The organism is Pseudomonas putida, from assembly GCF_022627325.1.
GTDB classification, from domain to species: domain Bacteria; phylum Pseudomonadota; class Gammaproteobacteria; order Pseudomonadales; family Pseudomonadaceae; genus Aquipseudomonas; species Aquipseudomonas putida_X.
The window spans coordinates 96387-118930 of sequence record NZ_JAETZZ010000010.1 but is presented as its reverse complement, the minus strand read 5'-3'; the positions used below and the strand labels follow the sequence as shown (position 1 = coordinate 118930).

General features: G+C 63.7%; 24 protein-coding genes. 12 read left to right on the top strand and 12 right to left on the bottom strand.

The genetic code is table 11. The features are described 5' to 3' along the window. Positions 1-80: 80 nt before the first annotated feature. Complete coding sequence (locus JNA92_RS16905) at positions 81-1136, bottom strand: GlxA family transcriptional regulator (protein WP_241805811.1); 1056 nt, start codon at positions 1134-1136, stop codon at positions 81-83. Between the two features lie 244 nt (positions 1137-1380). On the opposite strand from JNA92_RS16905, the gene JNA92_RS16900 reads away from it, so the two are divergent. The 4 genes from JNA92_RS16900 to JNA92_RS16885 all read left to right on the top strand — a co-directional run bounded on the left by JNA92_RS16900 (position 1381) and on the right by JNA92_RS16885 (position 3453). Next, the gene (locus tag JNA92_RS16900; RefSeq protein WP_241805810.1) at positions 1381-2268 is read left to right on the top strand and encodes an EamA family transporter; all 888 of its coding nucleotides are present in this window, start codon (positions 1381-1383) and stop codon (positions 2266-2268) included. 92 nt (positions 2269-2360) lie between these two features. Then, positions 2361-2681: a YbjQ family protein gene (locus JNA92_RS16895; RefSeq protein WP_012314237.1), complete on the top strand. Its 321-nt coding sequence runs from the start codon at positions 2361-2363 to the stop codon at positions 2679-2681. 141 nt (positions 2682-2822) lie between these two features. Then, entirely contained in the window at positions 2823-3011 is a 189-nt protein-coding gene (locus tag JNA92_RS16890; RefSeq protein WP_012314238.1) for a hypothetical protein, read from the top strand. A 142-nt stretch (positions 3012-3153) separates the two neighbouring features. Then, the gene (locus JNA92_RS16885; RefSeq protein WP_241805809.1) at positions 3154-3453 is read left to right on the top strand and encodes a hypothetical protein; all 300 of its coding nucleotides are present in this window, start codon (positions 3154-3156) and stop codon (positions 3451-3453) included. Between the two features lie 57 nt (positions 3454-3510). On the opposite strand, the gene JNA92_RS16880 is transcribed toward JNA92_RS16885, so the two are convergent. Together JNA92_RS16880 and ampC are read right to left on the bottom strand one after the other, a co-directional pair. After that, positions 3511-3843, bottom strand: a complete 333-nt coding sequence (locus tag JNA92_RS16880; protein ID WP_241805808.1) for a hypothetical protein — start codon at positions 3841-3843, stop codon at positions 3511-3513. Positions 3844-4140: 297 nt separating this feature from the next. After that, positions 4141-5280 carry a class C beta-lactamase gene (gene ampC / locus JNA92_RS16875; RefSeq protein ID WP_241805807.1) on the bottom strand — a complete coding sequence of 380 codons (1140 nt, stop codon included), beginning with the start codon at positions 5278-5280 and terminating at the stop codon, positions 4141-4143. A 117-nt stretch (positions 5281-5397) separates the two neighbouring features. Between ampC and JNA92_RS16870 the strand changes: the two genes are divergently transcribed. Continuing rightward, positions 5398-6390, top strand: a complete 993-nt coding sequence (locus JNA92_RS16870; RefSeq protein WP_400624974.1) for a bile acid:sodium symporter family protein — start codon at positions 5398-5400, stop codon at positions 6388-6390. A gap of 53 nt (positions 6391-6443) precedes the next feature. Here the strand turns inward: JNA92_RS16870 and JNA92_RS16865 are convergent, their stop codons facing one another. Together JNA92_RS16865 and JNA92_RS16860 are read right to left on the bottom strand one after the other, a co-directional pair. Then, positions 6444-7028 carry an eCIS core domain-containing protein gene (locus JNA92_RS16865; protein WP_241805805.1) on the bottom strand — a complete coding sequence of 195 codons (585 nt, stop codon included), beginning with the start codon at positions 7026-7028 and terminating at the stop codon, positions 6444-6446. Continuing rightward, positions 7015-7578, bottom strand: a complete 564-nt coding sequence (locus JNA92_RS16860; RefSeq protein ID WP_241805804.1) for a TetR/AcrR family transcriptional regulator — start codon at positions 7576-7578, stop codon at positions 7015-7017. Before JNA92_RS16860 ends, JNA92_RS16865 begins: the two co-directional genes overlap by 14 nt. Before the next feature lie 87 nt (positions 7579-7665). Between JNA92_RS16860 and JNA92_RS16855 the strand changes: the two genes are divergently transcribed. Next, the gene (locus tag JNA92_RS16855; protein ID WP_241805803.1) at positions 7666-8397 is read left to right on the top strand and encodes an SDR family oxidoreductase; all 732 of its coding nucleotides are present in this window, start codon (positions 7666-7668) and stop codon (positions 8395-8397) included. A 27-nt stretch (positions 8398-8424) separates the two neighbouring features. Next, the gene (locus JNA92_RS16850; protein WP_241805802.1) at positions 8425-9018 is read left to right on the top strand and encodes a 2-hydroxychromene-2-carboxylate isomerase; all 594 of its coding nucleotides are present in this window, start codon (positions 8425-8427) and stop codon (positions 9016-9018) included. Between the two features lie 57 nt (positions 9019-9075). Here the strand turns inward: JNA92_RS16850 and JNA92_RS16845 are convergent, their stop codons facing one another. The 4 genes from JNA92_RS16845 to JNA92_RS16830 form a co-directional block, all read right to left on the bottom strand. Next, the gene (locus JNA92_RS16845) at positions 9076-9621 is read right to left on the bottom strand and encodes a cupin domain-containing protein (RefSeq protein ID WP_012314247.1); all 546 of its coding nucleotides are present in this window, start codon (positions 9619-9621) and stop codon (positions 9076-9078) included. Positions 9622-9695: 74 nt separating this feature from the next. Beyond that, positions 9696-10898, bottom strand: coding sequence for an MFS transporter (locus JNA92_RS16840; protein ID WP_241805801.1), 1203 nt, complete (start codon positions 10896-10898; stop codon positions 9696-9698). 87 nt (positions 10899-10985) lie between these two features. Beyond that, positions 10986-11519: a cytochrome b gene (locus JNA92_RS16835; RefSeq protein WP_241805800.1), complete on the bottom strand. Its 534-nt coding sequence runs from the start codon at positions 11517-11519 to the stop codon at positions 10986-10988. Next, positions 11516-12562 carry a catalase family peroxidase gene (locus JNA92_RS16830; RefSeq protein WP_241805799.1) on the bottom strand — a complete coding sequence of 349 codons (1047 nt, stop codon included), beginning with the start codon at positions 12560-12562 and terminating at the stop codon, positions 11516-11518. The genes JNA92_RS16835 and JNA92_RS16830 overlap by 4 nt, the downstream gene beginning before the upstream one ends. A gap of 129 nt (positions 12563-12691) precedes the next feature. Between JNA92_RS16830 and JNA92_RS16825 the strand changes: the two genes are divergently transcribed. Both JNA92_RS16825 and JNA92_RS16820 read left to right on the top strand, forming a co-directional pair. Next, entirely contained in the window at positions 12692-13213 is a 522-nt protein-coding gene (locus JNA92_RS16825; protein ID WP_241805798.1) for a sigma-70 family RNA polymerase sigma factor, read from the top strand. After that, positions 13210-13962, top strand: coding sequence for an anti-sigma factor family protein (locus JNA92_RS16820; RefSeq protein WP_241805797.1), 753 nt, complete (start codon positions 13210-13212; stop codon positions 13960-13962). The genes JNA92_RS16825 and JNA92_RS16820 overlap by 4 nt, the downstream gene beginning before the upstream one ends. Before the next feature lie 154 nt (positions 13963-14116). Here the strand turns inward: JNA92_RS16820 and xthA are convergent, their stop codons facing one another. Then, entirely contained in the window at positions 14117-14929 is an 813-nt protein-coding gene (gene xthA / locus JNA92_RS16815; RefSeq protein ID WP_241805796.1) for an exodeoxyribonuclease III, read from the bottom strand. Positions 14930-15092: 163 nt separating this feature from the next. Here xthA and JNA92_RS16810 point away from each other — a divergent pair, with 163 nt between their 5' ends. From JNA92_RS16810 to JNA92_RS16800, 3 genes are read left to right on the top strand one after another with little or no spacing between them, the layout of a single operon-like run. Next, positions 15093-15743, top strand: a complete 651-nt coding sequence (locus tag JNA92_RS16810) for a GNAT family N-acetyltransferase (RefSeq protein ID WP_241805795.1) — start codon at positions 15093-15095, stop codon at positions 15741-15743. A gap of 51 nt (positions 15744-15794) precedes the next feature. After that, complete coding sequence (locus JNA92_RS16805; RefSeq protein ID WP_241805927.1) at positions 15795-17537, top strand: autotransporter assembly complex protein TamA; 1743 nt, start codon at positions 15795-15797, stop codon at positions 17535-17537. After that, a complete protein-coding gene (locus JNA92_RS16800; protein ID WP_241805794.1) occupies positions 17534-21208 on the top strand; it encodes a translocation/assembly module TamB domain-containing protein in 3675 nt (1224 codons plus the stop codon). The genes JNA92_RS16805 and JNA92_RS16800 overlap by 4 nt, the downstream gene beginning before the upstream one ends. 9 nt (positions 21209-21217) lie before the next feature. Here JNA92_RS16800 and JNA92_RS16795 read toward each other — a convergent pair whose 3' ends face one another. After that, entirely contained in the window at positions 21218-21775 is a 558-nt protein-coding gene (locus JNA92_RS16795; protein ID WP_241805793.1) for a DUF2589 domain-containing protein, read from the bottom strand. A 72-nt stretch (positions 21776-21847) separates the two neighbouring features. Then, positions 21848-22504 carry a DUF2589 domain-containing protein gene (locus tag JNA92_RS16790; protein WP_241805792.1) on the bottom strand — a complete coding sequence of 219 codons (657 nt, stop codon included), beginning with the start codon at positions 22502-22504 and terminating at the stop codon, positions 21848-21850. Positions 22505-22544: the final 40 nt, after the last annotated feature.

Here is a 22544-nt window from a genome sequence, read left to right as displayed (position 1 = left end):
TTGTGCTCCTGGAAGGTACGAATCAAACAAGGTAGTTCTTGTTTGCGATCAACGATGCTACGGGCGATGAACCGTTAGCCCTAGGCCAAAGAACCCTGAATTTCGGCCAGCGGTACGCTGCGGGCGAAGCGTGCACGGTAGTCGCGCGGGGTGACGGCCAGGTGGCGCTGGAAGGCCAGGCGCATGCGTTCTTCACTACCGAAACCGCAAAGGCGGGCGACTTGCTCGATATGTGCATCGGTATTTTCCAGCTGGCGCCGGGCCGCTTCCAGGCGCAAGACCTCGATCGCCTTGGCCGGTGTACGGCCGGTCTTGAGTTTGTATACCCGGGTGAAATTGCGCAGGCTCATGTGCGCCTGTTCGGCCAGGCGCTCGACGCTCAGGCGCGGGTCGCCCAAGTGCTCATTGATCCACAGGTGCAGGGCTTCGAACTCCGTGCAGTCCTGGCCTTGCAGCTTGAGCAGTTCGCTGAACTGCGCCTGCCCGCCCGGGCGCTTGAGAAACACCACCAGTTCGCGCGCCACCTGCATGGCGACGTCGCGGCCACAGTCGAGTTCGACCAGCGCCAGTGCCAGGTCGATCCCTGCGCTCACGCCCGCCGAGGTCCACACGGTGCCTTGCTGAACGAAGATCGATTCATGGTCCACCTGCACGGCCGGGAAGTCACGGCGCAGCACCTCACACATGGCCCAGTGGGTGGCAGCGCGGCGGCCGTCGAGCAGGCCGGCGCTGGCCAGCAGGAAAGTCCCGCTGCAGACCGACGCCGTGCGCCTGGCGTGCAGGCTGGCGCGGCGCAGCCAGGCCACCAGCGGGCCGTGCTCGGGAAGGCTGCGGATGATGTCCGGGGCGCCGGGTACGATCAGCGTGTCGACGGCCTGGGCCATGGCATCATCCAGGCGCTCGGTGGCCACCGCCAGACCTTCGGCGGTTGGCTGCAGACCCCCTTCGAGGCTGGCGGTATGCAGGCGGTAGCCGGGGAGGCCGCGCTCGGCCATGGCCTTGGTGGCTGCCCAGAACACGGTTTGCGCACCGCTGAGGTCGAGCAGACCCATGGCGGGGTAGGCAACGAAGACCACCACCCGAGGCTGGTCGACGGGTAACAGGGGAGGCTCAAGTTGCCCTGCGATATCGGTCATGGTTTGGCCTGATTCAACGAAAAGTGGCGCTTGTCTATTAGGGTAACGCAACGGCCTTCCAGGGCATCAACTGCTCGCGCCGGGCAACGTTACAGGGACTTCGCGGCGGGGTGAATGCCCAGGCCGGATACCGATTATCTGTACTGTTGCGTAAGGCCGAAGCCTAACTGTGCCGGTCCAGGCTGGGCAAATGGCTTTATGCTGTAACCAAATATGTCTAGTACGCCTGAAGAAGGAAGCTGCAATGCCGCTCAAGGACCTGCTGATTGCCCTGGTGGTGATCGTCGCCTGGGGAGTCAATTTCGTGGTCATCAAGGTAGGCCTTGATGGTCTGCCGCCGATGTTGTTGGGGGCGCTGCGCTTTCTGCTGGTTGCGTTCCCGGCGATCCTGCTGGTCAAACGGCCTAATTTGCCATGGCGCTGGCTGATCGCCTATGGCGCCACGATATCCCTGGGCCAGTTCGCCTTCCTGTTCCAGGCCATGTACAGCGGCATGCCGCCAGGCCTGGCGTCACTGGTGTTGCAGTCCCAGGCTTTCTTCACCCTCGGCTTTGCCGCGCTGTTTCTAGGGGAGCGCTTGCGCCTGGCGAGCCTGCTGGGTTTGCTGGTGGCAGCCAGCGGGCTGGCGTTGATCGGCAGCGAGGACAGTGGCCACGTACCAATGGTGGCGCTGCTCCTTACCCTGTGTGCAGGCGCCATGTGGGGCATGGGCAACATCATCACAAGGCGTTTTGGCTCGGTCGACCTGGTTGCGCTGGTGATATGGGGCGGGCTGATCCCGCCGCTGCCGTTCCTGGCCTTGTCGTGGTGGCTGGAAGGGCCGGAACGCATCGGCCATGCGTTGGCCAATATCGGCTGGAGCTCGGTGCTGGCGCTGGCTTACCTGGCGTTCGTAGCCACCATGCTCGGCTACAGCCTGTGGAGCACCCTGCTGTCGCGGCACCCGGCGGGCAAAGTTGCGCCGTTCTCGTTGCTGGTGCCGGTAATCGGCTTGAGTTCGTCCGCCTGGTTGCTGGGGGAGCGGCTCACGGCGGTGCAGGGGTGGGGGGCGCTGCTGGTGATGCTCGGGTTGCTGGTCAATGTGTTCGGACCCAAGCTTGGCCAGCGTTTACGGGCCGCCAGCGCGCAATAACGATTGTGTAGAGCCGTTCGGCCCTCCCGGGTAAACCCGAAGGGCCGATGCTTTGTTAGACTCGGGCTCTTTGTCACGCCACCGGAGCCCCCATGATCATCTCCACCACCAGCCAGCTCGAAGGCCGGCCAATCGCTGAGTATCTTGGCGTAGTCAGCTCCGAATCGGTGCAAGGTATCAACTTCGTGCGCGATTTTTTTGCACGCTTTCGCGACTTCTTCGGCGGCCGTTCACAGACGCTGGAGGGCGCGCTACGCCTTGCCCGCGAGCAGGCGACCGAGGAACTGAAAGCCCGGGCACGGCAGTTGCAAGCCGATGCAGTGGTGGGTGTGGATTTCGAAATCAGCATGCCCTCCGTGCAAGGCGGCATGGTCGTAGTGTTCGCCACGGGCACCGCTGTGCGCCTGAAATAAAGGCATTGTGCCACTGGTCGGGTCCCGGCGTTTTGCCCGGGCAGTCCGTAAATGACCGGCTAGTCTCACTTTCACAGGCTGCGTTTTTCAGGCAAAACCCTTCCTTTGCCGACGCGGTCGCCACTGAAATGGAGACAGGGCATGAGCGAGTCCTTTTTCGAAGACATGAACGATGCGTTCCCCATCAACAGCCAGGTGCGCTGCGGTCAGGCAGCGTTTCGGCTGGGCTTTGCCCACATGACACTGGATGATTCGGAGCAGCTGCAACCGGCACATCTGCAGCGCAGCAAAAAGGGCCGCTTCACGCCGAGGGTCGCGCCGAGAAAGTGACCTCGTTCACATAACCCCGCGCCTATCGCGGGGTTTTTTTAAACCTTGTTTGACCTTGCTCATGGTAACGCTCGGTTGTGCTCGCCGAATCGATGCCGCTGTGGTCTTCTGCCAGGGGATCTCAGCAGAGGAGCACCGCTGTATGCGGGTCAGGGAAGAAACTTACTGGCAGTGGGCCGACGCACAATTGCACTGCCGCAGCCACGATGAAGCGTTGAGCGATGGCACCACCATCGATGTGCAGGTACGCCTGTCTCGGCTGGGCGCCACGCAGCTGTTCCTGGGGCTGTACGGCCAGGGTGGCAAAGCGTTGCTGGAAGAGTACTACCCGGCACGCCCGGGTGAGACCATGACACGTGCCTTGGTATGGGGCGTGGAGCGGGCCAGGGCGCTGGCGACCGGCGCATTGGCGTTGCCGCAGCAGCAGCGTCGGCAGGCATGAAAAAGCCCGGCCTATGCGGGCCGGGCTCAGAAAGTGGTGCGGCAACTCAATGAAGGGTCAGTTGAGCGGCTCGATCACCTTGACTGCCTGCCGCTCACGGGCGGCGGGCCATTCTTGTTGCAGGGTCTGCAGCACGCGGCCAACGAACTCGGTGTCGGCGGCAGCCTTCTTGCCGACGTAGCCCTGGCCACGGCGGTAGACCTTGAAGCGGGCACGCATGCTGGGCAGGTGCTCTTCGAATTCATCTTCTACGGTATTCGGCGGCAGGCGGTCGAGGCGCACTTCGCCGGTTTGGCTGACCCACAGCAAGTGGTCGTCGAGGCTGTCCTTGCGCATGGCGAACAGCTGGGCCAGTTGGTCAATTGTGGGATTGTTGTTCAAGTTCATCATAAAGCCCCCATTACCCGTTTTTGTTGGTGATTTTCACAGTTGGCGCTACAGCATGTAGCGCACTACCTAGGCTGCTACAGCAGCATCGCAACAGGGGCTTTCTCACGCTGCCTTTTGGACAGTTCCCTCTCCACGGATGGCCTGCGTTACCGCGCAGGCCATCTGGAACACCCTTGCCACCGCTCCCGATCGGGGAGACGGCTTCATCATGCCCAAGCGCGATGAATGGCGTCAACCGTTTTGTAGTGAATATTTTTGATCACTACATCTTGTCTGACAATCCTGCCTGGGTGCCTGTCAGCGGCCAATACGGGAGAGGATCCGGTAGGCTGCACGCACACGTTCTTCGTTGGGATAATTACGGTTTGCGAGAAGCACGATGGCCTTGCCTTCGGCCGGAATGAACGCGGCATAGGCGCCAAAACCGCTTGTGGAACCGGTCTTGTTGTACCAGGCCTGGGGCAGGGCGGGGCGCGTCGGGGTCAGGCGCTGGGTGGGCTGAGGCTCCCGAACCATCCGTGAGCTGTTGCCATCGACCAGCGTATCGAGCGCTGTGGGGTAGGGGTAGCGTTCCCATCCCAGGCCTTGGGTCATTGCGCCGACCTGGAAATAGCCCGACTGGGTGATGGCGGCCGCGTTTCTCAACGCAGGCGATAGCTCGGCTGGCTGCATGTGCAGGCGCACGTAGCGCAGCAAGTCGCTGGCGCTGGTCTTGATTGCATAGGCCTGATCGGCATACGGGCCCGGGTTGACGTGCACCGCCCGGTTTTGCGCGTCATACCCTTGGGCATAGAGGCCCTGCGCGCTGGCAGGTACCTGAAGGTAGGTATGCTTCAGGCCCATTTGCGGCAACAGCCTTTTGCGCATCAGTTCAGCGAATGGCTGCTGCTGCGCCCGTGCCGCCAGGTCACCGAACAGCCCAAGGCTGGGGTTCGAATAGCAGCGTTGGGTGCCGTTTGCGGCACGGGGCTTCCAGGTTCGGAAGAACTCCAGCGCTTGCGCATCAGTCTGCACAGTGTCAGGGAACTGCAGGGGCAGGCAAGCGGCGCTGTAAGCCCCCAGTTCGAGCACGCTGGCCTTGCCCAGCGCCGTGCCGGCAAGCGCTGGCTGGTAGCGTTGGGCCGGTGCGTCGAGATCGAGCTTGCCTTCGGCGCTGGCCAGTGCGGCAAGGGTGGCGGTGTAGGTTTTGCTCAGGGAACCGATCTCGAACAGCGTATCGGCGGTGACAGCCCTGTCGTCGGCCTTGCTGGCCACGCCGTAGCTGAAGGAGTGCACTTTGCCGTCGACGTACAGCCCTACGGCCATGCCGGCGATGTCCTGCTCCTGCATCAGTGGGTGGATGATGGCGTCCACCTGGGCCTGCAGCGGATCGGCTGCGTTTGCAGGGGCGGCAATCAAGGCCAGCGCGGCGGCGGCAGTCAGGGAAGCGAAGTGCATACGAAGATCCTTTCAGGCTGTGTCCGTTCAGCGACACCGATGGGGGTTCCGGCGTTAGCGGAATAAAGCCCGAAACCTTATCGTCTGCCCTTGCACAACGACAAGATGGAAACTGTTATGAGACATTTGCGCATGTTGTTCGACAACTTCACCCTGGCCCTGCTCGGGGTGGTGCTGATCGCCACCGTGCTGCCCTGTTCTGGCGATGGCGCGGTGTATTTCGGTTGGTTGACCAACCTGGCCATCGGTCTGCTGTTCTTCCTTCACGGTGCCAAACTGTCACGCGAGGCGATTATCGCCGGGGCTGGGCACTGGCGCCTGCACTTGTTGGTGTTCTCTTGCACCTTCGTGCTGTTCCCATTGCTTGGCCTGGCGTTCAAGCCCCTGTTCGTGCCGCTGGTGGGCAACGAGTTGTATCTGGGCGTGCTCTACCTGTGCGCTTTGCCGGCCACCGTGCAGTCGGCGATTGCCTTCACGTCGTTGGCCCGCGGCAACGTGCCGGCAGCCATTTGCAGTGCAGCGGCCTCCAGCCTGATCGGGATCTTCCTGACACCGCTGCTGGTGATGCTGTTGCTGGGGGCCGGAGGAGAAACCGGTTCGGGGCTGGACGCCGTGCTGAAAATCACCCTGCAGCTGTTGGTACCCTTCGTCGCCGGGCAGATCGCGCGCCGCTGGATCGGGGCCTGGGTCAAGCGCAATGCGCGCTGGCTCAAACTGGTCGATCAGAGTTCGATCCTGCTGGTGGTCTACACCGCGTTCAGTGAGGCGGTGGTGACGGGCTTGTGGCACACCGTATCGCCACAGCATCTTGCAGGCTTGTTCGCTGTGTGCGGGATCCTGCTGGCGGTGGTGCTGTTCGGTACGCGCCTGCTGGGCAAGGTGCTGGGGTTCAGCCTTGAAGACCGCATCACCATTCTGTTTGCAGGGTCCAAGAAGAGCCTGGCTACGGGCGTGCCAATGGCGCAGGTGCTGTTCGTGGGCAGTGGCATCGGGGCCATGATCTTGCCGCTGATGCTGTTCCATCAGATCCAGTTGATGGTGTGTGCGGTGCTGGCACAGCGGTATGCAAGCCGAGTGGAGGAAGGCGAGGCGGCTGCAGCTTCCTCGTGATGAGTCATCGATACCGGCCTGGGTGGGCCTGGCTCGGACCAGGCCGGTATCGACTAACGCGCGTGCCCCGAACTGCGCTGACGCAAGGCTTTGCTCACCTCGGCCTCGACCTTGTAGGCGGGCTCTTCCAGCGCCTGGTAGTTGCGCGTATAGCGCCGGGCGAATTCCTCTACCCCCAGTTCCTGATACTGCTGCACATGCTTGAGCTCATGCGCCCACAGGGCCACGTTGTCCTCGGCATCGCGGGCATGGCGGAAGATGATCGTGTCGATCAGCGTTACCGCGTTCACATCCGGGTTCTGCAGCAGGGCATTGGCAGCGCTGATCTGCTGCTCGTCGCCAACCCGAAAGCGCGCGGCATCGAGCACGGCGAAGTCATACCAGCCTTCGAGCTGGGCCCGTATATGCAAGGGGATCGGTTCACTGCCGCTGGCGGTTGCTTCATCGCGCGCCTGGCGCAAGCCGAAGGCCAGGCTACTGGCGGCCATGACCTCGACGTCCTTGAGCACCTGGCCGGGGTCGATCGGCGCACAGAAGCAGCCCATCAGGCAGACTGGGTACTGCCCCGGTGGGCACACCTGTTCGGCAGAGGTCGCAGTGCTCAGCAACAGGGCGCACAGCAGGCTAGCCGCTCTCATTCAGAGCCCTTTCGACGTGGCTTCGGCTGGCCTCTAGAACCTGGCTTTGAACCGTCTCGCTAGCCAGCATCCGCCCGACCACCAGCGCCCCGACACACTGGCTGATCAGTACCCAGGCCAAGGCTTCATCCTCCAGCGTCTGGCTCCATGCACTGTGCAGGCTCACCAGCCAGTGCTCGGCTTCTTCACGTACCGGCCGTTCAGCGCGGGCGATTTCCACCCCCAGCGGCGGCAGCGGGCAGCCGCCCTCGGCATTGTGCAGATGCGCCAGGCTCAGGTACTGCTGCAGGCAGCGCGCCAAGCGCTCGCGGCTGGCGCCTTGGTTGGCCAGGCGTGCCAGCGGGCTGTTGCACAGCTCCTGGCGGACCACTTCGGTAAACAAGTCGTCCTTGGACGGGAAGTGGTTGTAGAAGGCACCGCCGGTCAGGCCGATGGCCTTCATCAGCCCGGCCACGCCAGTGCTGGCAAAACCCCCACGCTTGGCCAGGGCGCCACTGCTGGCAAGCAGCTTGTCACGGGTTTGTTGCTTGTGGTCGGTTGAGTAGCGCACTTGAAAGCCTCACGCGTGGCTTGACGATGGCGGTGATCATAACATAGCGTTCGTTTACTAAACGATCGTTCATCAATGGAGGCACGCATGACAGAACAACGAAAAGTGGTGCTGGTGGTCGGCGCGGGGGATGCCACTGGCGGCGAAATCGCCAAGCGGTTTGCCCGTGAGGGGTATTTCGCCTGCGTCACTCGGCGCCAGGCCGACAAGCTGCAACCGCTGGTGGACGAGATCCGCGCTGCAGGCGGTCAGGCACAGGGTTTCGCCTCCGATGCACGCAAGGAAGACGAGGTCGCTGAGCTGGTCGAGACCATCGAGCGCGACATTGGCCCGATCGAAGCCTTTGTTTTCAATATCGGCGCCAATGTGCCCTGCAGCATCCTTGACGAAACACCGCGCAAATACTTCAAGATCTGGGAAATGGCCTGCTTCGCGGGCTTTCTGACCGCCCAGGCGGTGGCCAGGCGCATGGTCGTGCGTGAGCGCGGCACGATCCTGTTCACTGGTGCCACCGCTGGCACCCGTGGCGCAGCCGGGTTTGCAGCCTTTGCCGGTGCCAAGCATGGCCTGCGGGCCTTGGCGCAAAGCATGGCGCGAGAGTTAGGGCCGCGCAATATCCACGTTGCCCATGTGGTAGTGGATGGCGGCATCGACACCGCGTTCATCCGCGACAGTTTCCCCGATCTTTACGCCCTCAAGGATCAGGACGGTGTTTTGGATCCGGCGCACATCGCCGACAACTACTGGTTCCTGCACGCGCAGCCACGCGACGCCTGGACCTTCGAACTCGACCTGCGCCCGTGGATGGAGCGCTGGTAAGGCCTACCCTCAAAAGGAGTGCGTTGCATGAGCAAGACCGTGGAGTTTTTCTTCGACCTGGGTAGCCCCGCCAGCTATCTGGCCTGGACCCAGCTACCGGCACTGTGCGCCCGCCATGGCGCAACGTTGCAATACCGGCCGATGTTGCTTGGCGGTGTGTTCCAGGCCACAGGCAACGCGTCGCCGGCGATGATCCCCGCCAAGGGGCGATACATGTTCACCGACCTGGGGCGGTTCGCCGCGCGCTATGGGGTGCCGTTCGGGCTCCCGCCTGGCTTCCCCATCAACACCTTGGCTTTGATGCGCGGCCTGGTAGGCACGCAGTTGCGCGCCCCGGAACGCTTCGAAACCTTGCTGGCGGCGCTGTTCAACGGGTTATGGGTTCAACGGCGCAACCTGGGGGATGCCGCCGTATTGGAGCAGGTGCTGGCAGATGCGGGGTTTAGCGCCGCTGAATTTCAAGTGCTGATTGGCGACGCAGAGGTGAAGGCCGCATTGAAACAGACGACAGAGGAGGCTGTGGAGCGAGGGGTGTTTGGCGCACCGACCTGTTTTGTCGACGGGCAGATGTACTTCGGCCAGGATCGTCTGGATTTCGTGGCCGATGCACTGAAGCGTTGAGCGCAGCGGGCTGTTCGCAGCGTCACACGCGAACAGCCCGGGCCATTGGCCCTTGAGTCAGAAGTTGGCCGGCGTGTTGGCGCTGATGATCTCCGCTTCGTCCTGACCAATGTTCTTGAAGCTGTGCGGCAGGGTGGTGGGGATGTAGTAACCATCGCCAGAGTTGAGAACGCTGACCTGGCCATCGACCCACAATTCCACGGTCCCTCGTGTGACCAGCCCGCATTCCTCGCCTTCGGCATGCACGATCGGTTCACCCGAATCGGCGCCTGGCGCATACAACTCACGCAGCATGCGCATCTGCCGTGCCTCGACGCTGGCACCGACCAGCAGCATGCGCAGGCCATTGCGGCCCAGATCAGGCTGCTCGCTGGCGCGAAACACGAAGCGCTCTTCTCGTACCGGCTCGTCGAAGCTGAAGAACTCTGCCAAGGTCATGGGGATGCCTTCGAGCAGTTTCTTCAGGGAACTGACCGACGGGCTGACGCGGTTTTGCTCGATCTGCGAGATGGTCGAGTTGGTCAGCCCGCTGCGGCGGGCCAGTTCGCGTTGGGAAAGGTTGTTGCGTTCACGCACCAGTTTGAGTCGTGTCCCCGTGTCCATAGCCGCCTTGTAATCAGAGGTGTTAAAAATAATTGGCGCATTAAAACACACTCTGCACGCGCGCGCTGTGCTTGTCAGGCCCGCGCGCGCGGCATCGGCCACAGCCCGACCAGCAGCAACAGCACAGCCACGACCAGGAAGGGCAGGCGCGGGTCCAGGGCGTAGATCAGTGTCCCGGCCAGCGGGCCGATCACCGCCCCCATGCCTTGAGCGGCACCGATGGAGCCGGCAGTGGCGCCCTGTTCTGCGGCGTTCATGGCATTGGCGGCGAGTGCCGAGAACGCCGGGAAAACAAAGCCCATGCCGGCGGCGGCGACAAAATAGCACCCCCACAGCCATGGCGCGGTGGTAGCCAGCGAGCCGGCGGCGAAGCCCAGTGCCGAAACGCTGGCGCCGACGCGGATCATCTTCAGCGGTGGCCATTCCAGCTGGCGCAGGATGACCTGTGACAGGATCAGTGCCACGCCGACGGTGGTCAGGGCGATGCCGGCGGCTTGGGCGGCCTGCGCCGGCCCCAGTTGCAGGCGGTCAAGGGCGAAGAAACCGACGATGATCTGCGACACCGTCACGCTGAGCATCGCGCTGAAGGCCACCAGCAGCGGCCGGCGCAGGCGCGGGTCGCTCAGGTGCACCGGACTGGGTGCATGGCGATGTGCGAGGGGTTGCGGCTTGAGTTTGAACAGCAGGACCAGAAACGCGCTGGCAGGCAGCAGCGACATCACATGAAAGGGCAGGCTCAAGCTGTGCCGTGCCAGCACGGCCGCCAGCGCCGGCCCCAATACCAGGCCTACAGCATTCGCTGCCCCCAGCGATGCCATGGCCCGGGCACGCTGTTGTGGCCCGACATGGTCGGCGATCAGCGCATTGCAGCCCACCGGAATGGCCGCGTAGAAGGCGCCGATACAGCCGCGCGCGAGCATCAGGCCGACGAACGCCAAGGTAGCCCCTGGCAGCCAGCGCAAAGCGCCTTCGACGAACAGGCACAGCAGCCAGTACGCCAGCGTGAAGCCAGCACTGCCCAGCAACAGGATGCGGCGGCGGCCCAGTCGATCAGCTGCGCGCCCCCATGGGCGGGCCAGCTGCACCCAGACCACACCCGATACAGTCACCGCTGCGCCGGCTTGCCAGGTGGCCATGCCGAGCAGGCGGGCGATGGGCCCGATCAAGGCGACGAAGGCCATCATCGCCATGGTGCAGGCCATGTTGGCCAGCAGCAACGGGCGCGTGTCCAGTGTGCTGGCGGGGGTCAGGGTGGCAGGGTCCTTCGCGACATTCATCGGGCATTCCAGGGCAGTTGGGCAGACGGCGTGCAAATGGATGGGAACATTCATCGGTTGTCGGGGCTGCCCATGCACCACCTGCCGTCAGTCACTGCGGCGCAGCGGCCCTGGCCACATGCTACGCAATACCCCGTCCCGGCGCACCAGCGCATGCATCAGCGCGGCGCCCAGGTGCACCAGCACCGTAGCGAACAGCAGGTAGCCGGCCCAGCCATGCGCCTGGCGCAGTATTGCGTACAGTTGCAGGTCGTGCGGGGCGATCGCGGGCAGTTGCAGTGGGCGAGGGTACCCGCCTGCCGAGAGCATGGCCCAACCCAACAGCGGCATTGCCAGCATCAACGCGTAGAGCAACAGGTGGGATGCGCCTGCAGCGACCCGCTGCAGCGCGGGCAGCTCCTGTGGCAGAGGCGGGTGGGGCAGGCTCAGGCGCAGGCCGATACGCACGATCACCAGAAGCAGCAGGGCCAGGCCCGTGGCCTTGTGCAACTCTACCAGCAGCGGGTGGCGCAACGAGAGGTCGCCCACCATGCTCACGCCAATGAACAGCATGGCGATGATCAGAACCGCCATCAGCCAATGCACCAGGCGGGCCAGGGGGTGGAAGGCTTCAGGTTTCATGGGCGGGCTCCTGCGCCGAGGGCTTCGCGGCTGCGGCGGTTGAAGGATTCCGAGTAGGCCGCCGAACGGGCAGCGAGGATCGGGTCATTGGAGGGCTGGATGCCGCTGGGCAGGATCAGCGGGTCGAAATTCACGTCACGGCAAGCGCCTTGCTCCGGTGCATCCACCTGTTCGATGACCAGGGTGCCGGCATCGACGCTGCGCCGCTCGGCGGGCCAGGGCTGGGCCGGGTCGTCCTGCGCATCGCCGGGGTTGGCCAATACCAGGCGCAGGGTCCAACGCAACGGGCCCTGGTTCAGGCGTTGCTGCAGGTCATGCTGCAGGAACTGCTTGTCGTCGACCTTGCCGGGCAAGGCCGCAAAAGGCGTTTGTGGCTCCAGTTGCCAACGCACTGGGTGCGCAGCGCCACTGGCATCGATCAGGCGGAAGGCATTGATGCTGTGGTACTGGGTGTTGGCAAAACTGTCGCTGGGTTTGTAGCTTGCGGCCCATTGGCGGAAGGCGGCGCTTTCCGGGTGGGCGGCGAAGAAGGCCTGCTGCTTTGCCGGGTCCGGCTTGCCGGTAGCAGGGTCGGGCGCGTTGGCCAGCACCTGGTCGTAAAACCCTTGTGGCGTGCTGATCGCCAGCACGGGCGGATTGTTCATCCCGGTGCGCCAGACTTGACCGTCGTCGGTGCTCAGCTCAATGGCCAGGCTGCGCACCGGGACGCCGGTATCGGGGGCGAAGGGGTTGGCGCCACCGATGGCGAAACGGCCAATGACCGGTACGCGATCCTGGGTGAACGCGCGTGCTGTCGACAGCGCGGCGGCCTGGCCGCTGGGCTGGAAGTAGCCGCTCACGCACAGGCCCTTGGCGTGGTTCTTGCGGTAGCCGGGGTAGTGGCCGGCCTGGGCTTCGAAGGTGTCGATGATGCGTTGCGGGGTCAGCTCTGGACCGCCGATCCAGCCTGCGGCGTAGGCAAAGCCTGCGCCCAGGGCCAGCATCACGGCGCCAATGCCGGCCAGGCGCAGGGCCTTGTCCGGGCCGTGCAAGGGTGAGTTCATGGTGTTCATCCGGTTCAGTGAAGATGCCGGTACGACGGGGCTGGGAAATATTTATTCCATGGGTGGGAATATATTTTGTGGCGGCGCGTCTGCCCCATACACTGACCACCCCCGAGCCGGTACCTTGCCATGCACGACCTGGACGAACAGCAGTGGCGCGAGTTGCTGCAGCGCCTGCGCCGCTTTGCCTTGTGGCTGAGCCGCGAACCGGGCAGCGCCGACGACCTGGTGCAGGCCACGGTGGAGCGAGCCCTTAGCCGCAGCACCCAGCAACGTGATGCCGATGCGCTGCGTGCCTGGTTGTTCACCATTCTTTACCGGCTGTTTCTTGACGGTAAACGCCGTGAGCGCCTGCACAACCGCTGGTTATCGTGGTTCGGCCGGGCGGAACAGGAAAGCGAAGCACTCGGCGGCAACATCGAAAGCATCGTTCTGGCCCAAGCCGACCTGCAAGCCTTCGCCCGGCTATCGACCGAGCAGCGTGCCTTGCTGCTGTTGGTGAGTGTCGAAGGGCTGAGCTACAAAGAGGCGGCCCAGACACTCGGCATCCCCATCGGCACGGTGATGTCGCGCCTGTCACGTGCCCGTGCCGCCCTGCGTGAACTGACCGAGGGCAACCCCCAGCCCCCGGCTCTGCGGAGACTGAAATGACGCGCCTGATACCCAGCGAAGACGAGTTGCATGCCTACGTTGATGACCGACTCGAGCCGACGCGGCGTGCTGAGGTGCAGGCCTGGCTGGCGGCCAACCCTCAGCAAGCTGCACGCATCGAAGCCTGGCGCAACGACGCTCGGCGCTTGCGCACGGCCCTGGCCGGTTTCGGTGATCAACCCGGGGCGGCGCAGTTGGATCTCGGCCACTTGCAACGGCGTGTGCGTCAACGGCGCCAGCGGCGCCTGGCGTCGGCTGCAGTGCTGCTGCTGGCCCTGGGCGTGGGCGGGGTGGGTGGTTGGCAGGCGCGGCAGGTCACGTTGGCAGGGAGCGCGTTGCCCATGGCCGATGCGGTCCAGGCGCATCGTTTGTTCGCCGGCAGTGAGGCGCTGGATATCCAGGCCAGTGACCCCACGCAGTTGCGCGACTGGCTGGGCAGGCATTTCAGCAGGGTGGGGCAATTGCCTGACTTGACCGGTTACGGGTTCCAGCCTGTGGGGGCACGATTGTTGAGCAATGAGCAGGGGCCTGCGGCGTTGCTGGTGTTCCAGGACCGCCAAGGGCAGCGCATCAGCCTGTTCCTGCGCTCACCTGGCGAGCGTTTCGAACGCATGCCGCAAGGGCAGCGTGTCGATGGCCAACTGGAAGCGAGGTACTGGTCGCATGGGGCCTACAACTTTGCCTTGGTCAGCGCGGCGGATGATGTGCGCGGGGCCGGGGTGGGGGAGGCCTTGCGTTCGGGCCTTTAGGGTTGGGTAAGCCCGGTCACGGGCCATTGCGCAACGTGTGCGCTGGAGTAACAGCCTTACCCAATTTCTGGAAGTTGACGCAACTTCTGTGAGAGCGGTTGGCCCGCCGGTTAGTCGGTCGCTGGCAGGGCGGGCCTCATCGCCGGCAAGCCGGTCAGCTCAACTCCAGCCAGATCGGCGCATGGTCGGAGGGTTTTTCCATCGCGCGCAGCTCATAGTCCACGCCCGCTGCCTTGATCCGCGGCACCAGGTGCTGCGAAGCCATGATCAGGTCGATGCGCAGGCCACGCTTGGGTTCGTCCTCGAAGCCGCGGCTACGGTAGTCGAACCAACTGAAGCGGTCCGTTACCTCAGGATGCAGGTGGCGGAAACTGTCCACCAGCCCCCAGCCCTTGAGGCGCTCCATCCACTCGCGCTCCTCGGGGAGGAAGCTGCACTTGCCTGTTTTCAACCAGCGCTTGGCGTTGTCAGGGCCGATACCGATATCGCAGTCCTGGGGCGAGATGTTCATGTCGCCCATCACCAGCACGGGCTGGTCGTGCTTGAACTGCCCCTCCAGCAACGCCTGCAGGTCGCTGTAGAAACGCTGCTTGGCCGGGAATTTGGTGGGGTGGTCGCGGCTTTCGCCCTGCGGGAAGTAACCATTCATGATGGTGATCGGTGTGCCATTGGCATCAGCGAACGTACCCCAGATGAAACGGCGCTGCGCGTCTTCTTCGTCCGTGGCGAAGCCTTTGAACAGGCTCAGCGGCGCCTGGCGCGAAAGCAGGGCAACGCCGTAGTGGCCTTTTTGCCCGTGGTAGTGCACGTGATAGCCCAAGGCCTGAACGTCGGCCAAGGGAAACTGATCGTCGCTGACTTTGGTTTCCTGCAGGCCGATCACGTCCGGCTGGTGCTTTTCGATCAGGGCCGCCAGCTGGTGCGGGCGGGCCCGCAGGCCGTTGATGTTGAAACAGACGATCTTCATGGAAAGACAATCCCGGTAAAAGGCCGGATGCTAGCCGACATCGCCACTGATCACCAGCGTGGCGGCTTCGCCGAGGCGCTGCTAACGTGCACTCACGGGGGGAACGATGCGCCGCCGGGCTCCTCCAAGGCACTGTATGCCCACTCCAGGAGGTCTGCCCGCAATGCCCGAAGCCACCGCCGCCCAGGCTCGCGTCTGCACACTCGATGATGGCTACAGCCGTGAGGCCCGCTCACTGCTGTACAACGCTTATCTGAACGAGCCCACCTTCGCCTACATCTTCGAGGCCCAGCGCCCTGGCTACGAACGACGGTTGCGCGTGATGGTACGCGAGTGGGTTCGTCAGCATTTCTACCTGCAGTTGCCGGCCATTGGCCTGTTGCTGGATGACCGCCTGATCGCATTGGCACTGATCGTACCGCCGCAGCGCCGCCTGGGCGTGGCCGACAGCTGGGCCTGGCGCCTGCGCATGCTGCTGGGCACCGGGCAACGCTGCACGCGACGTTACATGGAGTACCAGGCGGCGCTGGTCGGCTGCCTGCCAACACCGCAGGTTCACATGTTGCCGCTTCTGGGGGTGCATCCAGCGTTTCGCGGTCAGCACTACGGCGAACAATTGTTACAAGCCGTGCACGATTGGTGTGCAGAAGACCCCAACACTCAAGGCGTGGTGCTGGATTCGGGTAACGAGCATTACCTACCGTTCTATGAGCGCCAGGGGTATCAGGAGATTGGCGAGGTGGCTGTAGGGCCAATCCGTGAACGGGTGTTTTTTCATCCCTGTCCGGTACCTTCAATTTCCCCGACTGCTTGAAAGCTCGCCAGGCGGCTCCCTTGAGCGCCTGGCTCTGGTAGCATGCGCCGCATGACGTATTCAGGAAGACTGACTTGGGGCCTGGTTTTCTGGGTTGCCAGTTTCACAGCATGGGGGCAGAGCGAATTGCTGGTGCAGGTAAAACCTGCCAACAAGGCGCTCAAAGCCAATGTCGAAGGCTATGTAGGTACCCTTGGGGACCGCGATGAAGAGGCGCTGTTGCGCTTCAGTCGCGGGGCTCAGGAGCAGGCGCGAAAAGCGGCGCAAGCGCTGGGTTACTACCAGGCGCAGATCGATAGCGAGGTCAGGCCTTCTGCCAGGGCTGACGAACCTGCGAAGCTGATCCTTCATATCGAACCGGGCGAGCCTGTGCGCCTGCGCAACGTGACCGTGCGCATCGAGGGGCCTGCCAGCGAGATGAAGGCGTTTCGCGTACCTGACAGCAAAGCCCTGCGCGCGGGTGAGCAACTCAACCATGGGCTTTACGAGGATGCCAAGCGGCTGATCCAGAACCAGGCCTCACGCTACGGCTTCTTCAGCGGGCATTTCACCCGCCAGCGCCTGGCCGTCGACCCGCAGGCCGGGGTGGCCGATATCGAACTGGTGTATCAGAGCGGCCCACGCTACCGCTTGGGGGCGGTCAGGTTCAGTGGCGATACCCCGCTGGACGAAGACCTGCTGCAGCGGATGGTGTCGTTCAAACCGGGCACGCCCTACGACTCCGAGTTGATCGCGGAACTGAACAATGACCTGCAGTCCAGCGGTTACTTCGAAGGTGTACGGGTCGATGCCGCGCCCACTGCCGCAGTGGCCGAGCAAATTCCTGTGGACGTACGCCTCGATACCCGCAAGCCGCGGACCATGGGCCTTGGTCTGGGCTTCTCGACGGATGTCGGGCCGCGCGGCAAAGCCAATTGGACGCGCCACTGGGTCAACGCCCAAGGCCATAGCTACGGCTGGGAGACAGAGCTTTCTGCCCCCCGGCAAAACGTCGGGCTGTGGTACGACGTACCCCTTGACCCACCCCTGACCGACAAGTTGCGTTTCGCTGGCGGCTATCAGAATGAAGAGATCGCCGGCACAGACACGCTCAGCAAGCTGCTGACCGTGGGGCCCGAATGGCACAGCAAGCTGCCCAGTGGCTGGCAGCGCGTGATCTCGCTCAAGTACCAGCGTGAAGAGTATCGCCTTGGCGACGATTCAGGCCTGAGCAACCTGCTCATGCCGGGCGTAAGTTTCTCTTACTTGCGCAGCGACAACCGCATTGACCCGCACAACGGCTACCGCCTGCAATTCGATACCCAGGTGGCCAAGGAAGGGCTGGTGTCCGACACCAACCTGTTGCACGGCAACGTACTGCTCAAGGGCCTGACCACGCTCGGGCACAACCACCGCTTGCTCGGCAGGTTGCAGTTCGGAGGCAGCGCCACCAACGGTTACAAGAACAATATCCCGCCCTCGCTGCGCTTCTTCGCCGGTGGCGATCAGAGCGTGCGCGGCTACGACTATCAGACGCTGTCGCCTAAGAACAGCGACGGCGACCGTATCGGTGGCCGTTATCTGGTCGCAGGCAGCGTCGAATACCAGTATTCGCTGACCGAGAAGTGGCGTGTGGCGACGTTCGTCGACCAGGGTAATTCGTTCAACACGCTGGAGCTGCCGAGCCTCAAGACCGGGGTCGGTTTCGGCGTGCGCTGGGTTTCGCCGGTCGGGCCATTGCGCCTCGACCTGGCCAAGGCCCTCGATGACGACGGTGGTATCCGCCTGCATTTCTCCATGGGGCCAGAGCTGTGATGCGTGTGTTCAAATTCATTCTGCTGGGCCTGCTCGGCAGCGTGTTGCTGGTTGTTCTGGCGCTGGGGGCATTACTGGCCACCGAAGGTGGCAGCCATTGGGTACTCGGGCGCGTGCCAGGTTTGCAGGTCAGTGATTTTCAAGGGCGCCTTGCGGGCCGCTGGCAGGCGAGCCAGTTGACCTGGGCTGACGGCGGCAGCCGCGTCGACGTGCAAGCTCCGCTGCTGAACTGGACGCCCAGCTGTTTGTTGCGGGCAACGCTGTGCATCGATCAACTGCATGCCCAGCGGATCGACATGGCATTCGCGCCGAGCGATCAACCTGCTGACAGCGGGCCGCTGCAGTTACCGGTTTTGCGGCTGCCGGTGGCCATCGAGCTGGGTGACGTCAAAGTTGGCCAGGTGCGCCTCGATGGCAGCGACCTGCTCGGCGATCTGCACCTGGCGGCGCACTGGACTGCCACAGGGCTGAAGATCGACAGCCTGCAACTGCAGCGCGACGACCTGCAAGTGAATGTGCAGGGCGATCTGCAGCCCGAGGGTGACTGGCCGGTGCAACTGCAGGGGCAGGTGCAACTGCCAGCCGTGCAAGGGCAGGCCTGGCAACTTGCACTTACCGCCAAGGGCGAGTTGCAGAAAACCCTCGAACTGGATGCGACCAGCAGCGGCTATCTCAACGCGCGTCTGACCGGTGAGTTGCAGGCACTGGCCGAGCACTTGCCAGCCAGGTTGCAACTGCGCTCCGATGCCTTCAAGCCCGCGCAGACGCTACCGGATACGCTGCAGCTCAACCAGCTCAAGCTCGACGCCGAGGGCGATCTGCTCAAGGGGTATCAGGTGGCTGGTAGCGCCAGCCTGCCGGCCGAACAGGCACCGATCGCCTTGCTGCTCAACGGCAAGGTAGATGCCAAAGGGGCGGACATCCAGGCGTTGGACCTTTCTGCAAGCGACGCCCAGCACCTGAAGCTGCAGGCCAGCGCCGACTGGCAGCAAGGCCTGGGGGCCAATGCCCAGCTCGATTGGCAGGATTTCCCTTGGCTGCGTTTGTACCCATTGGACACGCCGCCAGAGGTCACGCTCAAGCGCTTGACCGCGCAGGTGCAATACCGCGATGGCAGTTACCAGGGTGCTTTCAATGGCGACCTCGACGGCCCGGCTGGGGCCTTTACCCTGGCCAGCCCCTTCGAGGGTGACCTTGGCCAGGTGCGCCTGCCGCAGTTGGCCCTGACTGCCGGGCAAGGCAAGGCTGCCGGCAGTGTCGCGGTGCGCTTTGCCGATACCTTGGCCTGGGACGTTGACCTGCAACTGTCGGCACTCGACCCTGCCTACTGGCTCGCCGAACTGCCCGGCACCTTGGCCGGCCCGTTGCGCAGCAAAGGTGAAATGAAGGGTGAGCAGCTCAGCCTCGATGCCCAGCTTGACCTGAAGGGGCGCCTGCGCGGCCAGCCGGCAATGCTCAAGGTACAGGCCGAAGGCGCCGGCCAGCGCTGGACCCTCGGTACGCTGGCCGTGCAGTTGGGCGACAACCGCATCAACGGCAGTGGCAGCCTGCAACAGCGCCTGGCCGGGCGTGTCGACCTCGACCTGCCCCGGCTCGGGCAACTGTGGCCCGGGCTGCAAGGCCAGGTAAAAGGGCGGCTGGATGCCAGCGGCACGCTCAGCGCTCCCCAAGGTACCCTGACCCTGCAGGGCCAGCAGTTGGCTCAGGAGCAGAACCGGATCCAGCGTCTTGACCTCAGTGCACGCCTGGACAACGCCCAGCGTGGGCTGGTCGACCTCAAGGCCAGTGGCATCCGCCTGGGCGATACGGTGCTGGGCACCTTGCAGGCCAACGGCAAGGGCGATATCCGCCAGCAAGCCCTGACCCTGGGGCTCGATGGCCCGTTGCTGAAGCTTGACCTGGGGCTCGACGGCCAGTTGAGCAAGGGCGACTGGCGTGGGCGGCTGGCCAGCGGCAGAGTCCAGGCCGGTGGCCAGGACTGGCAATTGCAGGCGCCGGCTCGCCTGCAGCGCCTGGCCAGCGGCCAACTGGACTTCGGTGCCCACTGCTGGCGCTCCGGTCAGGCCAGCCTGTGTGGCGAGGACCAACGCCTGGCACCGGAGCCGCGCCTGCGTTATCACCTCAAACAGTTCCCGCTGTACAGCCTGGCTCAATGGTTGCCGAAGGATTTCGCCTGGCAGGGGCTGCTCAACGCTGACGTCAATCTGGACATCCCGGCCAGCGGCCCCAAGGGGACCGTGCGCGTCGATGCCAGCGGCGGCACGCTGCGGGTGCGGGACAATGGGCGCTGGATCGACTTCCCTTACCAGGCGCTGCGCCTGGACAGCACCCTGGCGCCTCGGCGCATCGATACGCAGCTGAATTTCCGTGGCGAGCGCCTTGGCGAGTTGCGCCTGAACGCCCGTCTCGACCCGCTGGGCAAGGACAAGCCCTTGTCGGGTGACTTCCGCCTCGCCGGCCTGGACCTGTCGGTCGCCCGACCTTTCGTACCGATGGTCGAGCGGCTGGCAGGCCAATTGAATGGCAGTGGCCAATTGTCCGGCACCTTGCTGGCGCCCAAAGTCAACGGCAACCTGATGCTCAGTGGTGGCGAGGTCAGTGGTGCTGAGTTGCCCGTCAGCATGCAGGACCTGTCGCTGCAAGCCTTGATCGCTGGCGAGCAGGTTCAGCTGAACGGTGGCTGGCGCAGTGGCGAGGCGGGCCGTGGCCGGCTGAGCGGCGACCTGACCTGGGGCCAGGCCCTGGGCATGAACCTGCGCCTGCAGGGCCAGCAGTTGCCGGTGACCGTAGAACCCTATGCAACGCTTGAAGTCGCGCCCGATTTGAACCTGCGCCTGATCGACGACAAACTGGCGGTGTCCGGCAAGGTGCAGGTGCCCAAGGGCAAGATCACGGTGCGCCAGCTGCCGCCGTCGACCGTGAAGGTATCCGACGACACGGTCATCGTCGGCCACCAGACCGAGGAAGGCAAAACGCCGATGGCGATGGCCATGGACATAGATGTCGAAGTGGGGCAGGACAAACTGTCGTTCAGCGGGTTTGGGCTTACCGCCAACTTGCTCGGCCATGTACACATCGGCGATAACATGGACACCCGTGGTGAGTTGAGCCTGGCTGACGGACGTTACCGCGCCTATGGTCAGCGCCTGACCATCCGCCGAGCGCGCTTGCTGTTCGCCGGGCCCATCGACCAGCCCTACCTGGACATCGAGGCGATTCGCCAAGTCGATGACGTGATCGCCGGTATCCGCCTGAGCGGTAGTGCCGAGCAGCCTACTACCCAAGTGTTCTCGGAACCGGCGATGAGCCAGGAACAGGCGCTGTCCTACCTGGTGCTGGGCCGCCCGCTGGGCACTTCGGGCGAGGACAACAACATGTTGGCCGAGGCGGCCCTGGGCCTGGGCCTGGCGGGCAGCGCAGGGGTTACCGGCAGGATCGCGTCAAGCCTGGGGATTGACGACTTCCAGCTGGACACCGAGGGCTCGGGCAATACCACCAGTGTGGTGGCCAGCGGCAACCTGACCGAGAAGCTGAGCCTGCGATATGGGGTAGGGGTGTTCGAGCCGGCCAATACCATTGCGTTGCGCTACAAACTGAGCAAGAGGGTTTACCTTGAGGCGGCGAGCGGCCTGGCCAGTTCGCTGGATATTTTCTATAAGCGCGACTTCTGAAGGGCGCCATCAACGCACGGTGGCGGCCTCGATGAACTCGTTGGTATCAGGGCCGGGCGCAGCAGGTGGCTTGCGGGTGGGGTTGATCAGTTTGGTGTATTCCTCGATCAGGCGGTTCAGCGCTTCGGGGGGGTCGCTGGCCTGAAACTGCATGCGGATCTGCACCTCGTCCGGGTCTCGCGTTTCGCCCTGGCGGCCCTGGGCGCCGATCGTGACCTTGAATGCCGCTGCGCCGCCGGCCTCAGCGTTGGCCTGCATCGCACGCAGCGCCTCCGTGCCGTTGACGCGCACCGAGAGGTCGACTTGCATGCGCTCCAAGGCCAGCCCCTTGGGTGATACCAGGGCGAACAACGGCACGCGTATCACATGCTGGTCGTCCATGGCGACCTCGACCATCTTGGCCTTCATAGGTGCCCCGAGCGCCTGGGGGTCGATGTCGAAGAAGTGGTCGAACAGATTGATGTACTGCTGGGCAATCAGGCTATTGGTGGCCGCTGCGGCCTCCTGCAGGCCACGGGTGATATCCCGCAGGTCGATCGCGGTCATGGGGGCAGGGTGATTGTCCACTCACTTGTCTCCTTGGTACACGGGAGCCCCGCTGTGCTCAGCGAGGCGGACATTTTGAGACAGGGCTAAGCGTCAGGGCGTGCTGGGACTTGGGGAGGGGGTGTTCGCTGTATCGCCCTTCAGTACGTCGGCATCGGAAATCGTATCGGTGCTCTGCAGGGTCGAGTTAGGTACCACCGTTGGTTTGGTGGCGGCATCGGTGAGAAAATCGATGACTCTCATCACGGCCTCTGGCGGGTCCTGGCGGCGTAAGGTGGTATTGAACGCGTAGCGGGCGCGGGTATCGGTCTTGCGGGTCTGCGTGGACTTGTGGCTGATGCTGCCCTTCATGTCCAGCTTGAAAGGGCCCCAGCCGAGCGCCCCAGCCACTTCGCCACTTTTGCTCGACTCACTGAAATCCTCAGCCGCTTGGCTGATGGTCAGTTCGAAGTCGACCGTTCCTTCTTCGATGACGATGTTGGGGTGGGTGATGGCCGCCAGCAGCGGCACCTTCATGGACTTGTTGACGACACCTTTGTATTCGCCCTGTTCGTTGACGATGGTCTCGTCATAGTCGAACTGGATGGCAACCGCTTTGCCATCCTGTACGCAGACCTGCATGAGGAAGTCCGCATAGGACTTGCTCGCAGTGACCTGCGCCTGAACCATGGCTTGTAGTGGCCCGGCGATCATCCGGTCCATGGGCAAGGCATTGATGACCGATCCGATTAGGCTGTTGTCGATGGACATAGCTCGATTCTCTTTTTAATGGGTGCTGCAAAGACGGCCG

Coding starts and splice junctions, on each gene's coding strand:
- JNA92_RS16905 (WP_241805811.1), bottom strand. CDS start 1,136: ATGACCGATATCGCAGGGCAACTTGAGCCTCCCCTGTTACCCGTCGAC.
- JNA92_RS16900 (WP_241805810.1), top strand. CDS start 1,381: ATGCCGCTCAAGGACCTGCTGATTGCCCTGGTGGTGATCGTCGCCTGG.
- JNA92_RS16895 (WP_012314237.1), top strand. CDS start 2,361: ATGATCATCTCCACCACCAGCCAGCTCGAAGGCCGGCCAATCGCTGAG.
- JNA92_RS16890 (WP_012314238.1), top strand. CDS start 2,823: ATGAGCGAGTCCTTTTTCGAAGACATGAACGATGCGTTCCCCATCAAC.
- JNA92_RS16885 (WP_241805809.1), top strand. CDS start 3,154: ATGCGGGTCAGGGAAGAAACTTACTGGCAGTGGGCCGACGCACAATTG.
- JNA92_RS16880 (WP_241805808.1), bottom strand. CDS start 3,843: ATGATGAACTTGAACAACAATCCCACAATTGACCAACTGGCCCAGCTG.
- ampC (WP_241805807.1), bottom strand. CDS start 5,280: ATGCACTTCGCTTCCCTGACTGCCGCCGCCGCGCTGGCCTTGATTGCC.
- JNA92_RS16870 (WP_400624974.1), top strand. CDS start 5,398: ATGAGACATTTGCGCATGTTGTTCGACAACTTCACCCTGGCCCTGCTC.
- JNA92_RS16865 (WP_241805805.1), bottom strand. CDS start 7,028: ATGAGAGCGGCTAGCCTGCTGTGCGCCCTGTTGCTGAGCACTGCGACC.
- JNA92_RS16855 (WP_241805803.1), top strand. CDS start 7,666: ATGACAGAACAACGAAAAGTGGTGCTGGTGGTCGGCGCGGGGGATGCC.
- JNA92_RS16850 (WP_241805802.1), top strand. CDS start 8,425: ATGAGCAAGACCGTGGAGTTTTTCTTCGACCTGGGTAGCCCCGCCAGC.
- JNA92_RS16845 (WP_012314247.1), bottom strand. CDS start 9,621: ATGGACACGGGGACACGACTCAAACTGGTGCGTGAACGCAACAACCTT.
- JNA92_RS16840 (WP_241805801.1), bottom strand. CDS start 10,898: ATGAATGTCGCGAAGGACCCTGCCACCCTGACCCCCGCCAGCACACTG.
- JNA92_RS16835 (WP_241805800.1), bottom strand. CDS start 11,519: ATGAAACCTGAAGCCTTCCACCCCCTGGCCCGCCTGGTGCATTGGCTG.
- JNA92_RS16830 (WP_241805799.1), bottom strand. CDS start 12,562: ATGAACTCACCCTTGCACGGCCCGGACAAGGCCCTGCGCCTGGCCGGC.
- JNA92_RS16825 (WP_241805798.1), top strand. CDS start 12,692: ATGCACGACCTGGACGAACAGCAGTGGCGCGAGTTGCTGCAGCGCCTG.
- JNA92_RS16820 (WP_241805797.1), top strand. CDS start 13,210: ATGACGCGCCTGATACCCAGCGAAGACGAGTTGCATGCCTACGTTGAT.
- xthA (WP_241805796.1), bottom strand. CDS start 14,929: ATGAAGATCGTCTGTTTCAACATCAACGGCCTGCGGGCCCGCCCGCAC.
- JNA92_RS16810 (WP_241805795.1), top strand. CDS start 15,093: ATGCCCGAAGCCACCGCCGCCCAGGCTCGCGTCTGCACACTCGATGAT.
- JNA92_RS16805 (WP_241805927.1), top strand. CDS start 15,795: ATGACGTATTCAGGAAGACTGACTTGGGGCCTGGTTTTCTGGGTTGCC.
- JNA92_RS16790 (WP_241805792.1), bottom strand. CDS start 22,504: ATGTCCATCGACAACAGCCTAATCGGATCGGTCATCAATGCCTTGCCC.